General features: G+C 64.3%; 1 protein-coding gene and 1 pseudogene. Both read left to right on the plus strand.

Annotated features, from left to right (window positions below; translation table 11 throughout):
* Positions 1-101: 101 nt before the first annotated feature.
* Positions 102-3,233, plus strand: a pseudogene (locus J3P85_RS12390) (non-ribosomal peptide synthetase); the annotation flags it as partial.
* Positions 3,213-17,852 (plus strand): amino acid adenylation domain-containing protein, encoded by a 14,640-nt coding sequence (locus J3P85_RS12395; protein ID WP_434706360.1) that lies wholly within the window; start codon positions 3,213-3,215, stop codon positions 17,850-17,852. The pseudogene J3P85_RS12390 and the gene J3P85_RS12395, both read left to right, overlap by 21 nt.
* Positions 17,853-17,915: the final 63 nt, after the last annotated feature.

The following is a 17,915-nucleotide window of genomic DNA, read 5'->3' on the forward strand; positions in this document are numbered from 1 at the left end:
GCTGCCAGGAAGTCCAGGTGCCGGCCAACCTCATCCCGCACGACTGCTCGCGGATCACGCCAGACCTGTTGCCGCTGGCCACGTTGAGCCAGGCTGAAATCGACCGCGTCGTGGCGACGGTGCCCGGTGGCGTGGAGAATGTGCAGGACATCTACGCCTTGACGCCGCTGCAGGAGGGCATTTTGTATCACCACGTCGCGGCGGCCAAAGGTGATCCATATCTGCAATACATGCTGTTCGCTTTTGACAGCCGTGCCCACTTGGATCTTTTCGTCAAGGCCCTGCAAAGCGTGGTGTCCAGGCATGACATCCTGCGCACGGGTGTGGTCTGGGAAGGCATTGACGAACCGGTCCAAGTGGTCTGGCGCGAGGCGCGGCTGGGGTTCGATGAGATCGCATTGGACGCTGCGGCGGGGGATATCGCCCAGCAACTGCGCGAACGCCTGGACCCGCGCCACTATCGCCTGGACATTCGTCAGGCGCCGATGATGCGCATCGGTTACGCGCAAGACGTGGCGAACAATCGCTGGGTGGGCATGCTGCTGTTCCACCACATGGTCGATGATGCGACCTCGCTGGCCATGCTCGCTACGGAAGTTGGCGTGCACATGTCCGGCGGCGGACAGGAACTGCCGGCCTCGGTGCCGTATCGCAACTTCGTGGCACAGGCGCGGCTCGGCGTCAGCCGCGAGGAACATGAAGCATTCTTCCAGCAGATGCTGGGTGATGTGACCGAACCGACACTGCCCTTCGGTTTACAGGATGTGCAGGGTGACGGGCACGGTATCGAAGAGGTCCGCCAGAGAGTCGATGCCCAGCTTGGCAAGCGCTTGCGGGTGCAGGCGCGTCAGCTTGGCGTGAGCGCGGCAAGTTTGTATCACCTGGCCTGGGCGCAGGTGCTGGGCAAACTGTCGAGCAAGGACGATGTGGTCTTTGGCACCGTGCTGCTGGGGCGCATGCAGGGCGGTGAAGGCGCCGATCGTGCGTTGGGCATGTTCATCAACACCTTGCCGTTGCGGGTGAGCCTGGGCGCGCAAGGTGTGCGTGCCGCCGTCAAGGCGACCCACGCACGCTTGACGGCGCTGCTGGGGCACGAGCATGCCTCGTTGGTCCTGGCGCAACGCTGCAGTGGCGTGGCCGCGCCGGCGCCGCTGTTCAGCGCGCTGCTCAACTATCGCCATATTGGTGCGCAGGCGCCCTCCAACGAAGTCATTGCGGCCTGGGAAGGTATCCAGACGCTGGAAGGTGAAGAACGCACCAACTATCCATTGTCGTTGTCGGTGGATGACTTGGGCGAAGGCTTCAACCTGACCGTCATGGCTCAGGCACCCATTGGCGCCGAGCGTGTTTGCAATTATGTGCAATGCGTTGTGGAAAACCTGGTGCAGGCGCTGGAGCAATCGCCGCTGGCGCCCTTGAGCGGGTTGAAGATCCTGCCGCCGGCCGAGCGCCGGCAGTTGCTCGAGAGCTGGAATGGCACGGGCGTCGCATTTGCCCAGGACGCGCTCATTCATGCTCGGTTTGAAGTCCGGGCCGCGGCACAGCCCGAAGCCATGGCGGTACTGTTCGAAGATCGGTCGCTGACCTACGGCGAGCTCAACGCCCGGGCCAACCAGGTCGCTCATCGCCTGCTGGCGCTGGGTATTCGCCCGGATGACCGGGTCGCGATCTGTGTCGAGCGTGGCCTGGACATGATCGTCGGTTTGTTGGGGATCCTGAAAGCCGGCGCCGGTTATGTGCCGGTGGACCCGGCCTACCCGACGGAACGCATCGCCTACATGTTGCGTGACAGCCTGCCGGTTGCGCTGTTGGCCCAAGCCGCCACCCAGCGTCTGTTGGCCGGCGTGTCGATACCGGTGCTGCAACTCGATGACGGCAGCTGGCAGGACGAATCCGTCGCCAACCCGCAAGTGCCGGGCCTGGACTCCAGCCACCTGGCCTATGTGATCTACACCTCGGGTTCCACCGGTCTGCCCAAGGGCGTGATGGTCGAACACCGCAACGTCGCACGGCTGTTTTCGGCGACCCAACCCTGGTTCGATTTTGGTCCGCAGGACGTGTGGGCGCTGTTCCATTCCTTCGCCTTCGATTTCTCGGTCTGGGAAATCTGGGGCGCGTTGACCCACGGTGGCCGCTTGCTGGTGGTGCCGCAACTGGTCAGTCGTTCTCCGCAAGATTGCTATGCGCTGCTGTGCGAGACCGGTGTGACCGTGCTGAACCAGACGCCAAGCGCTTTCCGGCAACTGATCGCGGCCCAGGGTGACAGCGATCTACGCCACAGCCTGCGCCAGGTGATCTTTGGCGGCGAAGCGCTGGAAACCGGGATGCTCAAGCCGTGGTATGCCCGTGCGAGCAATGCCGGGACACAGTTGGTGAACATGTACGGCATCACCGAAACAACGGTGCACGTGACGTATCGTCCGCTTGAAGCGGCTGATGCCCAGTTGACCGGCGTCAGCCCCATCGGCAAGCGCATTCCCGACCTGCAACTGTACGTGCTCGACGCCCAGCGTGAGCCGGCGCCGGTGGGCGTGGTGGGTGAGATGTACGTGGGTGGCGCGGGTGTCAGCCGTGGTTATTTGAACCGCGACGAACTGACCGCCGAGCGTTTCCTCGCCAACCCGTTCAGCCCTGAACCGAACGCCCGGATGTACCGGACCGGTGACCTGGGTCGCTGGCTGGCGGACGGCAGCATCGAGTACCTGGGTCGCAATGACGACCAAGTGAAGATCCGTGGTTTCCGGATCGAGCTGGGCGAGATCGAAGCGACGTTGGCGGCCTGCGAGGGTGTCAGCGAGGCGGTGGTCATCGCCCGTGAAGACGAGCCGGGCGACAAGCGCCTGGTGGCTTACGTCATTGCCGCGCAAAGTGCATCGCTTTCGGCTGTCGACCTGCGTACGCAGTTGCTGGGATCGCTGGCGGAGTACATGGTGCCCAGCGCCTTCGTGGTCCTTGAGGCGTTCCCGCTGACCACTAACGGCAAGCTCGACCGCAAGGCCTTGCCGGCGCCGGATCAGTCTGCAGTGATCAGCCGTGAATACGAAGCCCCGCAAGGCGAGGTCGAAATGACCATCGCCCGGATCTGGCAGGATTTGCTCAAGCTCGAGCAGGTCGGTCGTCACGACAATTTCTTCGAGTTGGGCGGCCATTCCTTGTTGGCCGTGAAACTGATCGAACGGATGCGCCAGGTCGACCTGGCCGCCGATGTGCGGGTGCTGTTCGGCCAGCCGACGCTGGCCGCGTTGGCCGCCGCGGTGGGCAGCGTCAGGGAGGTCGTGGTGCCGGGCAATGCGATCCCGGACGGCTGTACGCGGATCACCCCGGACATGTTGCCCCTGGCCGACCTGGACCAGGACGCCATCGACCGGGTCGTGGCCACGGTGCCGGGCGGCGTGACGAATGTGCAGGATATCTACGCCCTGGCGCCGTTGCAGGAGGGGATTCTCTATCACCACCTTGCCGCGGAGCAGGGCGATCCCTACGTGTTGCAGGTGCTGTTCGGCTTTGACAACCGCGAACGGCTGCAAGCCTTCGCCCAGGCCTTGCAGAGCGTGGTGTCGCGTAATGACATCTTGCGCACCAGCATGGTCTGGCAAGGCCTGGAAGCACCGGTGCAGGTGGTATGGCGCCATGCGACCCTGGGCCTCGAAGAGATCGAGGTGGATCCGGCGGGGGGCGAGGTGGTGCAGCAACTGCACGGGCGTTTCGATCCACGTCACTACCGTCTCGACATCGCCCAGGCACCGCTGATGCGCTTTGCCTTTGCCCAGGATGTGGCGAATCAGCGCTGGGTCGGCATGCTGTTGTTCCATCACATGGCGTTGGACCACACCGCGCTGGAAGTCGTGGTGCACGAGATGCAGGCCAGTCTCCTGGGCCAGGCGCACTTGCTTTCGCCTGCCGTGCCGTATCGCAACCATGTGGCGCAGGCGCGACTGGGGGTCAGTCGTGAGCAGCACGAAGGGTTTTTCCGCGAAATGCTCGGCGATATCGATGAACCCACGTTGCCGTTCGGCTTGCAGGATGTGCAGGGGGATGGCAGCGGTATCGAAGAAGCGCATCAGGACGTGGACGCCGCGCTGGCGCAGCGCCTGCGGGCCCAGGCCCGTCAACTCGGTGTAAGCGCGGCAAGCCTGGTTCACTTGGCCTGGGGGCACGTGGTCGGGCGGGTTTCGGGCCGTGAAGAGGTGGTGTTCGGTACCGTACTGATGGGGCGGATGCAGGGCGGCGACGGGGCCGATCGGGCCCTGGGGATGTTTATCAATACGCTGCCATTGCGCGTCAGTGTCGGCGCTCAAGGCGCCCGCGCCGGTGTCAGGGCGACCCATGGCCGATTGTCGGCCTTGCTGGGACACGAGCACGCCTCGTTGTCCCTGGCTCAGCGTTGCAGCGGCGTACCGACCTCGCTGCCGTTGTTCAGCACCTTGCTGAATTATCGACACAGTTCGGCTGAAGCCGCGTCGGACCAGGCCATCTCGGCCTGGCAGGGGATGCAAACCCTGCACATGGAAGAACGCACCAACTATCCGTTGTGCCTGAATGTGGACGACCTGGGCGAAGGCTTCCGGTTCACCGCTCAGGCAGTGGTCGAAGTGGGTGCCCGGCGTGTCTGCGGTTACATGCACACGGCGCTGGAAAGCCTGGTGGCAGCATTGGAGCAGACGCCTGAACGGGCGTTGCGTGAATTGCCGATTGTGCCGGCAGCAGAGCGCGAACAGTTGCTGGTGGACTTCAACGCCACCCATGCCGACTATCCGCGAGAGCAGACCATCCATGGCCTGTTCGAAGCCCAGGTACTGCGCACGCCGGATGCCGTGGCGGTGCGTCATGGACGACAACAGCTCAATTATCGCGAGCTCAATGGCCTCGCTAACCGCTTGGCCCATTACCTGCGCAAGCAAGGCGTGGAGCCGGATTCGCGGGTGGCGATCTGTGTCGAGCGCGGCATCGACATGGTCGTGGGGCTGCTGGCGATTCTCAAGGCCGGCGGCGGTTATGTGCCACTGGATCCGGCGTACCCGCTGGACCGTATTGCCTACATGCTGGAAGACAGCGCCCCGGCGGCGATCCTGGTGCAAGGCACCACGCGCCGCTTGCTGGGCGAGACGGCGGTGCCGATGATCGACCTCGACAAGGGTGTCTGGCAGGACGAGGCAGCGCCCAATTCGCAGGTGCCGGGGCTGATCTCGTCGCACTTGGCCTACGTGATCTACACCTCCGGTTCGACCGGTCTGCCTAAAGGCGTGATGATCGAACACCGCAACACGGTGAACTTCCTGACCTGGGCCCATCGTTCGTTCGATGCGCAAACCTTGGCTAAAACCCTGTTCTCGACCTCGCTGAACTTCGACCTGGCGGTCTACGAATGCTTCGCGCCGCTGACCTCAGGCGGCGGCATCGACGTGGTCACTAATGTGCTGGAACTGCAACAGGGCGAGCACGACATCACCTTGATCAACACGGTGCCGTCGGCGCTCAAGGCGTTGCTGGAGTCCGGCGGGGTGGGCGAGGGTGTCGATACGGTCAACGTCGCAGGGGAAGCGCTCAAGCGCAGCCTGGTGGAAGCGTTGTTCGAGCAGACCCAGGTCAAGCGCCTGTGCAATCTCTATGGCCCGTCGGAAACCACGACCTATTCGAGCTGGGTGTCGATGGCCCGTGAAGGCGGGTTTGTTGCGCATATTGGCAAACCCGTGGCGAACACCCAGTTCTACTTGCTGGACGAGCACAAACAACCGGTGCCGCTGGGCGTGCCGGGTGAAATCTACATCGGTGGCGCCGGGGTAGCGCGGGGTTATTTGAACCGCGACGACCTCACGGCTGAACGCTTCCTGAACGATCCATTCAGCAAGGTTCCCAATGCCCGCATGTATCGCACTGGCGACTTGGGCCGCTACCTGCCGGACGGCAACATCGAATACCTGGGCCGCAACGACGATCAGGTGAAGATTCGTGGTTTTCGCATCGAATTGGGAGAGATCGAAGCCAAGCTCACTCAACACGAGGCCTTGAACGAAGCCGTGGTCCTGGCCCGTGAAGACGTGCCAGGCGACAAGCGCCTGGTGGCCTATTTCACCCAGCATTCGCCCGTAGACATCGAAGCGCTGCGCACGCACCTGCAAGCGCAGTTGCCGGCCTATATGGTGCCCGCTGCCTACGTGCGCCTGGATGCATTGCCACTGACCCCCAACGGCAAGCTCGACCGCAAGGCCCTGCCTGCACCGGACCTCGATGCCGTCATTTCCCGTGGCTACGAGGCCCCGCAAGGCGCGGTCGAAACCACCCTGGCGCAGATCTGGCAAGACCTGCTGGGCCTGCAACAGGTCGGGCGTCATGACCAGTTCTTCGAACTGGGTGGCCATTCGTTGTTGGCGATTCAATTGATTTCCCAGGTGCGCCTGCGCCTGGGTGTGGAGTTGGGCCTGACCGAACTGTTCGCCCAGCCCCAGCTCATGGGCTTGGCACAAGCAGTGGCCCGGGCCGGGCGCAGCACATTGCCGGAGATCGTCCGGGTTTCTCGAACAGATGACTTGCCCTTGTCGTTCGCCCAACAGCGCCTGTGGTTCCTGGCACAGATGGAAGGGGCCAGCGCGGCCTACCATATCCCCGCCGGGCTGCGCTTGCGCGGTGTGCTGGACCGTCTCGCCTTGCAGCGGGCGCTGGATCGTATTGTCGCCCGTCACGAGGCCCTGCGTACCACCTTCGTGCAGGCGCGGGGCGAGGAGGCTCGGCAGTGCATCGCGCCCGCCGACGTCGGCTTCGCGTTGCTGCACCATGACCTTGGCGGCCAGGCCGACGCCGAGGTCCAACTGCACGCGCTGGCGGCGCAGGAAGCCGCCGACACCTTTAGCCTGGAACAGGGCCCATTGATCCGCGGCCGCCTGATCCGCCTCGACAGCGAGGACCATGTGTTGCTGCTGACCATGCACCACATTGTTTCGGACGGCTGGTCCATTGGTGTGTTGATCAAGGAATTGACGGCGCTTTATGAAGCGTTTCGTCATGACCTGGACGATCCACTGCCGGCCCTGGCGGTGCAGTACGGCGACTACGCTGTCTGGCAGCGTCGCTGGTTGAGCGGCGAGGTGCTGCAAACCCAGAGCGACTACTGGCGGCAAGCCCTGGCCGATGCGCCAGCCTTGTTGATGTTGCCCACCGACCGCGCGCGTCCTGCGCAGCAGGACTATGCCGGGGCGACATTGCCCGTGGTCTTCGACGCTGATCTGACCGCGAGCCTCAAGGCCCTGAGCCAGCGCCATGGCGTCACGCTGTACATGACAATGATGGCTGCCTGGGGCGCGTTGTTGAGCCGGCTTTCGGGCCAGGATGAAGTGGTGATCGGCTCGCCGGTGGCCAACCGCACGCGGTCGGAAGTCGAAGGGCTGATCGGTTTCTTCGTCAACACCCTGGCCGTGCGCGTCGATGTCTCGGGGGCGCCGACCGTGGAAACCTTGCTGGCCCGGGTCAAGACCCAGGCCCTGGGTGCCCAGGCGCATCAGGACTTGCCATTCGAACAAGTGGTGGAAGTGCTCAAGCCGGTACGCAGCCTGGCCCATAGCCCGCTGTTCCAGGCCATGCTGTCGTGGCAGACCCACGACAACACTGAACTGGTGCTGGGGGATTTGAAACTCGAAGGTCTGGGTGCGGCAAGCAACGTCGCCAAATTCGACGTGTCCCTGGAGCTGGGCGAGATCCAAGGGCAGATGTTTGGGGCCCTCGAATACGCCACGGCGTTGTTCGACGCGTCCACGGTGCAGCGTTATATCGGCTACTTCGAGCATCTGTTGCGGGCCATGGTCGCCAGTGACCAGACCCAGGTCGAGCGGATCGCGCTGCTGGACAACGGCGAACGAGAGCATTTGCTGGCAGGTCTCAACGCGACCCAGGCCGCGTACCCGCGTGAACAGACGATCCACCGGTTGTTCGAAGCCCAGGTCGAGGCTCGACCGGACGCCATCGCCGTCGTGTTCGGTGATGAGCGCCTGAGTTATGCCGAACTGAACCGCCAGGCCAACCAGGTGGCCCATCACCTGATCGGCCTGGGTATTCGCCCGGATGACCGGGTGGCGATCTGCGTCGAACGCGGCGTCGAGATGCTCATCGGCCTGTTGGCCATTCTCAAGGCCGGTGCCGGTTACGTGCCGCTCGACCCGGCGTTTCCGGCCGAACGGTTGGCCTACATGCTCGCCGACAGTGCCCCGGTGGCGTTGTTGAGCCAAGATGAGCTGCTCGGTCGCCTGCCAGCGTTGACGGTGCCGGTGGTGCTGCTCGACCGTGCCGAGCGCGTACGTTGCGGGATTGCCGGCGGTCGTGACGACAATCCGCTCGTTGCCTCCCTGGGCGTACGCCACCTGGCCTACGTCATCTACACCTCAGGCTCCACCGGCAATCCCAAAGGGGTGATGATCGAACACCGGGGCCTGGTCAACTATTGCCTCGATGCGATCCGTTTGTTCGGCCTGACGCCGGCCGACACGGTACTGCAGCAGAACACCCTGAACTTCGACCTGTCGGTGGAGGAGATCTTCCCGGCGTTGCTGGCCGGCGCCACCCTGACGCCCACCCGGCAGCTGTTTGGCAGTGCCGGGTTGCAACAAAACGGCGATATTCGCCCGACCTTCCTGCACCTGACGGCGGCCCATTGGCATACCCTCGCGGCCGAGTGGCACAGCACGCCGGCCCAGGCACGGGACCATTTGCGCGACGTGCGGCTGATCAACGTCACCGGTGACGCCTTGTCGACGCAGAAATTGCAGATGTGGGACGCGGTGCGTCCCGCCCATACCCGATTGGTCAATACCTATGGCCCGACCGAGGCCACCGTGTCCTGCACGGCCGCCTACATGGAACATGACGCGGTCGATGGCATCCTCGGCAATGCCAGCATCGGCAGGCCGATGGCCAATACCCGCATTTACCTGCTCGATGGGCACCGCCAGCCGGTGCCGTTCGGGGTGATGGGGGAGATCTTCATCGGAGGCGACGGTGTGGCGCGTGGTTACCTGAACCTGGACGCCATCAACGCCGAACGCTTCCTGGCCGACCCGTTCAGCGACCAGCCCGATGCGCGCATGTACAAGACCGGTGACCTGGCCCGTTATCGTCCGGACGGACGCCTTGAGTACCTGGGCCGTAACGACTTCCAGGTCAAGGTGCGCGGCTTCCGTATCGAGCTGGGCGAGATCGAGGCCCGGCTGGGCGACTGTGCCGGGGTCAAGGAAGCTGCGGTGATCGTGCGCGAAGACACCCCGGGCGACAAACGCCTGGTGGCCTACGTGGTGCCGCAGCCCGGAACGAGCCTGAGCGCGGCGACCCTGCGCGCGCAGTTGTCGACGCAATTGGCTGAATACATGCTCCCCGGCGCGTTCGTCAGCCTGGCTGCGCTGCCGCTGACGCCGAACCGCAAGCTCGACCGCCAGGCCCTGCCGGCGCCCGATGCCGAGGCGTATGCCAGCCGCACCCATGAAGCACCTCAAGGCAACACTGAAGTCGTCCTGGCGCAGATCTGGCAAAGCCTGCTCAAGGTCGAGTCGGTGGGCCGTCACGATCATTTCTTCGAACTCGGTGGGCATTCCTTGCTGGTGATGCGCTTGATCGCCCAGGTGCGCGAGCAATTGGGCGTGGAGCTGAACCTGAGCGATGTCTTTGCCCAACCCCAATTGAGCGCGCTGGCCCAGGTGCTCTCCCAGGCGACACGCAGCACCCGGCCCGGCATTGTGCCGGTGTCCCGCGAACAGGCGTTGCCGTTGTCGTTCGCCCAGCAGCGCCTCTGGTTCCTGGCGCAACTGGACGGCACCAGTGCGGCGTATCACATCCCCACTGGCCTGCGCTTGCGAGGCGCGCTGGATACGTCGGCGCTCACCCGCGCACTGGATCGTATCGTGGCCCGCCACGAGGCCTTGCGTACCACGTTTGTACAGGCGCAGGGGCAGGACGTGGAGCAGCGCATCGCCCCGGCCGATGTCGGTTTTGCGTTGCAGTTGCAGGCCTTGGCAGGGCACGCGGACGCCGAAACCGAGCTGCTGGCCCTGGCCGAGGAGGAGGCTCGCCAGGCCTTCGACCTGGCCCACGGCCCGCTGGTACGCGGCCGACTGGTGCGGATGGCGGACGATGATCACGTGCTGTTGCTGACCCTGCACCATATCGTCTCCGATGGCTGGTCCGCCGATCTGCTGACCCATGAGTTGGGCGTGCTGTACGAAGCGTTCCGTCAGGGGCAGGACGATCCATTGCCGGTGTTGCCGATTCAGTACGCGGACTATGCCCTTTGGCAGCGGCGCTGGCTCACCGGGAAAGTCTTGGCCGAACAGGAACGCTTCTGGCGGCAGACCCTGGCCGACGCACCAGCCTTGTTGACGTTGCCCACTGATCGGCCACGGCCCGCGCAGCAAGATCACGCCGGCGCGGCGGTGGGGATCGTCCTCGACGAAAACCTGACCCAAGGCCTCCAGGCGTTGAGCCAACGCCACGGCGCCACCTTGTTCATGACGGTCATGGCCGCCTGGGCCACGGTGCTCAGTCGCCTGTCCGGCCAGTACGACGTGGTCATCGGTACGCCGGTGGCGAACCGCATGCAAGCGGAAGTCGAAGGCCTGATCGGTCTGTTCGTCAACACCCTGGCGCTGCGCGTCGATGTGGCGGATGGACTGACGGTGCAAGCCTTGCTGCAACAGGTAAAGGCCCGGACCCTGGACGCCCAGGCGCACCAGGACTTGCCATTTGAACAAGTGGTGGAGGTGGCTCGGCCTTTGCGCAGCCTGTCCCATAGCCCGGTGTTCCAGGCCATGCTGTCATGGCAGAACACCGAAGCCACGGGGTTGGAACTCGGCGATATGTCGCTGCAAGGGCTGGGCGTGACCAGCCGCACCGCGAAGTTCGACGTGTTGCTGGACATGGCCCTGATCGATGGTCGCCTGTTCGGGGCGTTGGAATACGCCACGGCGCTGTTCGACCCGGCCACGATGGAACGTTACCTCGGCTACTTGGAGTGCGTATTGCGGGCCATGGTGGCTGATGAACAGACGCTCGTGGCTCAGATCCCGTTGCTGGCTGACAACGAGCGTCATCAACTGCTGGAAACGTTCAATGCCACGGCGGTCGATTATCCGCAGGGCCTGACCTTGCACGGCCTGTTCGAGGCCCGGGTCGCGGCCTGCCCGGACGCGGTCGCCGTGGTCTCCGGCGAGGCGCAACTGAGCTACGCGCAACTCAACGAGCGCGCTAACCAGATTGCCCATCGCCTGCTGGAACTGGGCATTCGCCCGGATGACCGCGTGGCGATCTGTGCCGATCGCAGCCTGGACATGGTCGCCGGCCTGCTGGGCATTCTCAAGGCCGGCGCGGCGTATGTGCCGCTGGACCCGGATTATCCCCGTGAGCGCCTGGCCTACATGCTGGAAAACAGCGCGCCCATGGTGGTGCTGACCCAGCGCGCCTTGCAGGCGAGCCTGCCGGCTACCCAGGCGCAGACCTTGTTGCTGGATGAGGCAGAAGGGTTCTCGACGCAGCCCACCGACAATCCGCTGGTTGAAGGCTTGCATGCCCATCACCTGGCCTATGTCATCTACACCTCGGGCTCCACCGGCATGCCCAAGGGCGTGATGAACGAACACGGCGCGGTGGTCAACCGCCTGCTGTGGATGCAGGACGAATACGGCTTGACCGCCGCGGACGCGGTGCTGCAAAAGACCCCGTTCAGCTTCGACGTGTCGGTGTGGGAATTCTTCTGGCCGCTGTTCAGCGGTGCGCGGCTGGTGATGGCCCGTCCTGGCGGGCATCGCGACCCGGCGTACCTGCGCGAAGTGATCCAGGCCCAAGGCATCACCACGCTGCATTTCGTGCCGTCGATGCTCGATGTGTTCCTGGCTCATGGCGAGGCAGATCAATGCGAAGGCTTGGTCCGGGTGATGTGCAGCGGCGAGGCGTTGCCGGGGCACCTGGTGCGGCGCTTCAAGGCGCAACTGCCCCGCACCGGCCTGTACAACCTGTACGGCCCGACCGAAGCGGCGGTGGACGTGACGGCGTGGGATTGCACGAGGGTAGACACCCCGGACAGCACACCGATCGGCAAGCCGATTGCCAACACGCGGATCTACCTGCTCGATGACCATCAACAACCGGCGCCCCTGGGCGTGGCCGGTGAGATTTACATCGGCGGGGTGCAGGTGGCGCGGGGTTACCTGAACCGTCCGGAGCTGACCGTCGAGCGTTTCCTGCGGGACCCGTTCAGCACCGCAACGAATGCCCGGATGTACCGCACCGGTGACCTGGGTCGTTACCTGCCGGACGGCAACATCGACTACCTGGGGCGCAACGATGACCAGGTGAAGATCCGTGGTTTCCGCATCGAGTTGGGCGAGATCGAAGCGCGGCTGGCGCAGCATGAGGCGGTGAAGGAAGCGGTGGTGCTGGCCCGTGAAGATGCGCCGGGGGAAAAACGCCTGGTCGCTTATTTCACCCCGCATGCGCCAGAAGCTTTCGCCGACATCGAAGTCTTGCGGGTTCATCTACTGGAGCAACTACCGGAATACATGGTGCCAACCGCCTACATCCGGCTCGACGCGCTGCCGCTGACCCCCAACGGCAAACTCGACCGCAAGGCGCTGCCAGCACCGGACCTGGACGCGATGATTACCCGCGATTACGCGGCACCCCAGGGCCGCGTCGAAACGACGCTGGCGCAGCTGTGGGCCGAGTTGCTCCAGGTCGCGCGGGTGGGGCGTCACGACCACTTCTTCGAACTGGGCGGTCACTCGCTGTTGGCGGTCACGCTGATCGAACGCATGCGTCAGGTGGGCCTGAGCGCCGATGTGCGCGTGCTGTTCGGTCAGCCGACGTTGGCGGCATTGGCGGCGGCCGTAGGGGGGACCACGGAGATTGTGGTGCCGGTCAACGGCATTACCCACGGTTGCGCACGCATTACGCCGGACATGCTGCCGCTGGCCGATCTGACTCAAGAGGAGATCGAACAGGTTGTCGCGGCGGTGCCGGGCGGTATGAGCAATGTCCAGGACATCTATGCCCTGGCGCCGCTGCAGGAAGGTATCCTGTATCACCACCTGGCGTCACAGCAGGGTGATCTCTACGTGCAGCAGGCCACCTTCAAGTTCAAGGACCGCGTCCGGCTGGATGCCTTTGTCGACGCGTTGCAAGGCGTCATCGACCGCCACGACATCTTGCGCACCGCCGTGCTCTGGGAAGGCCTGCGCGAGCCGGTGCAGGTGGTCGTTCGCCAGGCGCAACTGATTCTGGAGGCGTGTGTTTTCCAACCGGGCCATGACGTCACCGCGCAATTGCTCGAACGTTTCGACCGGCAACACGCGCGTCTCGATGTCCGCCAGGCACCGCTGATGCGCCTGGCGTTCACCCATGACGCCGCCAACCAGCGCTGGATCGCCATGCTGCTGTTCCATCACATGGCCCTCGACCACACGGCGCTGGAAGTGGTGCAACACGAGATGCAGGCGCACCTGCTGGGCCACGCAGACCAATTGGGCGCAGCGGTGCCGTTCCGCAACTACGTGGCCCAGGCCCGCTTGGGCGTGAGCCGTGAGGAACATGAAGGGTTCTTCCGCGACATGCTCGGCGACATCGAGGAACCCACGTTGCCGTTCGGCTTGCTGGACGTCCGCGGCGACGGTAGCGACATCGAAGCCGCCGGACTCAACCTCGCCGCCGACCTGAGCCGGCGCCTGCGGGCCCAGGCCCGTCAGTTGGGGGTGAGCGCCGCGAGCCTGCATCACTTGGCGTGGGCGCAAGTCCTGAGCAAAGTGTCCGGAAGACAGGATGTGGTCTTTGGCACCGTGCTGATGGGGCGGATGCAGGGCGGCGAGGGGGCCGACCGTGCCCTGGGCATGTTCATCAATACGTTGCCGTTGCGAGTGGATATCGGTACCCAAGGCCTGCGTGACGGGGTGAAAGCCACCCACGCTCGCTTGACCGATCTGCTGGGGCACGAGCACGCCTCGTTGTCCCTGGCCCAGCGTTGCAGCGGCGTCGCCGCGCCGCTGCCGTTGTTCAGTGCCTTGCTCAATTATCGGCACAGCGCAATGGGCACGGCTTCGAGCGAGGCGTTCGCCGCCTGGGAGGGCATCGAGGCCCTGGGCAGCGAAGAGCGCACCAACTATCCACTGACCTTGTCGGTGGATGACCTGGGCGAAGGTTTCAGCGTGTCGGCGCTGGCGGTGCCGCAGATCGGTGCGCAACGGATGTGTGTCTACATGAACATTGCCCTGGAACATCTGGTGGAGGCGTTGGAGCAAGCGCCGCAAACCCCGTTGAACAGCGTGTCGATCCTGCCGTCGGCCGAGCGTCGACACGTGCTGGTGGATTTCAACGCCACCCGGCGCTATCCCCAGGACAGGACCGTCCACGGCCTGTTCGAGGCGCAGGCCCAGGAACGTCCGCAAGCCATTGCCGCCGTACACAATGCGCAACGCCTGACCTATGCCGAATTGAACCGCCGGGCCAATCGCCTGGCCCGTCATCTGGTCGGCCTTGGTGTGCAACCGGGCGATCGGGTGGCGATTGGGCTGGAGCGTTCGCTCGAGCTGCTGGTCAGCCAACTGGCGATCCTCAAGTGTGCCGCTGCCTACGTCCCGCTGGATGTCAGCGCGCCGCTGGAGCGGCAACAGTTCATGGTGCAGGACAGCGGGGCGAAAATCGTGCTGACGTCGAGCACCGTGCTAGCGCCTGAAGCCTCGCTACGGGTGGATCTGGATACGCTGGTCTTCGACGAGGCCGCTGATAACCTCGACCTGGTGCAAAGCAGCGAATCGGTGGCCTACATCATGTACACCTCCGGTTCCACTGGCACACCGAAAGGCGTGCTGGTGCCACACCGGGCGATCAGCCGACTGGTGATCAATAACGGTTACGCCGATTTCAACGCCGAGGATCGGGTCGCTTTCGCCTCAAACCCGGCCTTCGACGCCAGCACTCTCGATGTCTGGGCACCGTTGCTCAATGGCGGTTGCGTGGTGGTGGTCGACCAGGACGTGCTGCTGTCCCAGGCGGATTTCCACGCGCTGCTGCTCGAACAATCGGTCAGCGTGTTGTGGATGACCGCCGGCCTGTTCCATCAATACGCCGCCGGGCTGATGACGGCGTTCGCCCAGTTGCGCTACTTGATCGTTGGTGGCGATGTACTCGACCCAGCCGTGATCGGTCGCGTCCTGAAAGAAGGCGCGCCGGCTCATCTGCTCAACGGTTACGGCCCGACCGAAGCCACCACCTTCACCACCACCTACGAAATCAAGCAGGTGGGCGAGGGCGGTATCCCGATTGGTCGCCCGGTTGGCAACACCCGTGTCTATGTGCTGGATGTCAATCGTCAGCCAGTGCCCATCGGCGTGGCGGGCGAGTTGTACATCGGTGGCGACGGCGTGGCGAAAGGGTATTTGAATCGCCCTGAGCTGACCGTCGAGAAGTTCGTCGCCGACCCGTTCAATGCCGATCCGGATGCGTTGCTGTACCGCACCGGCGACCTGGCGCGCTGGCGTGCGGACGGCACGGTGGATTACCTGGGGCGTAACGACGACCAGGTGAAGATCCGCGGTTTCCGTGTCGAACTGGGCGAGATCGAAGCCCGGTTGGCTGCGCAGGATGACGTCAAGGATGTCGTGGTGCTGGTGCGTGAAGACGTTCCGGGTGAGAAACGGCTGGTGGCGTACTTCACCCAGCACGCGGTGGAGGAGGTGCTGCCAATCGAAGACCTGCGCGGGTATTTGCACGCGCAACTGCCTGACTACATGGTGCCGGCGGCATACGTGCGGCTCGACACATTGCCGCTGACCGCCAACGGCAAACTCGACCGCAGGGCGCTGCCGGCACCGGGCCAGGAGGCCGTCGTCACCCGTGGCTACGAGGCCCCGCAAGGCGAAGTCGAAACCCTGTTGACGCAGATCTGGCAAGACGTGCTGGGCCTGCAACAGGTCGGCCGCCACGACAATTTCTTCGAACTGGGCGGGCATTCGTTGCTGGCGGTCCGTTTGCTGGGGTTGCTGGCCCAAGCCAACCTGACGGTGTCGCTGGCCGAGCTGTTCCAGCACGAAAGCGTCGCGTCCATGGCCTTGTTGCTGCAGACCCGCACCACCGACATTCAGGTGCAGGAGGCTTTTGTACCGGTGCGCACCACCGGCCAGCAGAACCCGCTGTTCCTGGTGCATGAGTTCAGCGGCCTGGACCTGTACTTCCCGATGCTGGGCAAGCACATCGATCCGGATATTCCGGTCTATGGCCTGCCGGCCATCCCGTGGGGCGAGCCGCAGTTGCAGACGATGGAATGCCTGGCCTCGCGGCTGGTGGGGGTCATCCGCTCGGTCCAGCCCCAGGGCCCTTATCGCCTGGCCGGCTGGTCGTTCGGCGGCGTGCTGGCCTACGAGATTGCCATCCAGCTCATTGGCCTGGACGAAGAGGTCGAATTCGTCGGCCTGATCGACAGCTACCTGCCACGGTTGGTGGACCAGGGCAGGGAACGCTGGTCACCGGGTGAAGCCCACACACGGCATTTGCTGGATCGCTGCGAAGTGTTCTGGAAGGCCGGCACATTGGCTGAGGCTGACCTGGCGTCGGTGCTCGAAAAACTGGCCCATCTGCAGACCCGATTGAACGATTTCGCATTCGAAGACCTGGTGCAACTGTGTGGCGACGAAGGCCTGCTGCCCCCTGAGCTGGCCGGCTACAACGCGGCCCAGCTCTGGCAGTACCTGGATCGAGAAGTCGCCCACGGTCATGCCCTGGCCCATTACCGGGTGTATCCGATCTCCGTACCGGTGCACCTGTTGATAGCCGAGGAACGCAAGGACGATGCGCCCGAGCATTCCGGCTACCTGGGTTGGGACGCTGTCCTGCCCACGACGCAAATGCACTGCGTCAAGGTCCCGGGAAACCACCAGACGATGATGCAGGCCCCACAGGTCAAGGCATTGGGCCAAGCCATCAGCGATGCACTGGGCACCGTCGCGGCACGCCCAACGCCTGCGCCGAAGAACCGTTACCAGCCACTGCTGACGATCCAGGGCGGACGTGCCGACCGGGCGCCGATCTTCTGTGTACCGGGGGCTGGCGACAGCGTGACCGGTTTTATCGGGCTGACCGACGCCTTCGGTCCGGAATGGCCTATCCACGGGTTGCAACACCGTGGACTGGACGGCAGCACCGAGCCGTTCAGTCTCGTGGAAACCGCCGCCCAGGCGTATCTCGACGCAATCGACAAGGTACAACCGGAGGGGCCGGTGCATCTGCTCGGCCATTCCTTCGGTGGTTGGATCGTGTTCGAGATGGCGGCCCGCCTGAATGCTCGGGGTCGCAAGGTGGCCTCGTTGACGCTGATCGACAGTGAGTCGCCGGGCGGCAACGGCGTGGTGGGCAAGCCCTACACCGCGACGGGGGTGCTGAATCGGCTGATCGAGGCGATGCAGTTGGCGTCCGGCAAGTCCTTGGGCATCGATGCCACGGTCTTCGGTACCCAGGACGATACCGCGCAGATGCGCTTGCTGCATGCCGGCATGGTTCGGGCCGGCATGCTGCCGCAGCGCTCGGCGGTGGATGCCATGCGCGGTCCGGCGCGGGCCTTCGGTACGGCCCTGCGCACGGTCTATCAACCGCAACACCGCTACACCGGGCCGGTGCGGTTGGTGCTGGCCAATGATCCAACCCTGGACACAGCCGGCAATAAACGCGAACAGGAGCAAATGATCGAAGGATGGCGCAAGCATATCCCTGACCTCAGCATCTGGTACGGTCCGGGCAACCACTTCACGATCCTCAAGGCCCCCCACGTACACAACCTGGCAGCCTGGTGGCACGACGGCCTGCCCATGCTCGACGAGGAGGCCGCCAGTGACTACGTATGACGGCTCTTCCTTGACGCACATCCATGGAACCCGGCGCCACGCTGGCCGGGCCTGAAATCAACG

Origin of the sequence: Pseudomonas sp. Z1-12, assembly GCF_051132015.1 — a bacterium.
Taxonomy (GTDB): domain Bacteria; phylum Pseudomonadota; class Gammaproteobacteria; order Pseudomonadales; family Pseudomonadaceae; genus Aquipseudomonas; species Aquipseudomonas zanjanensis.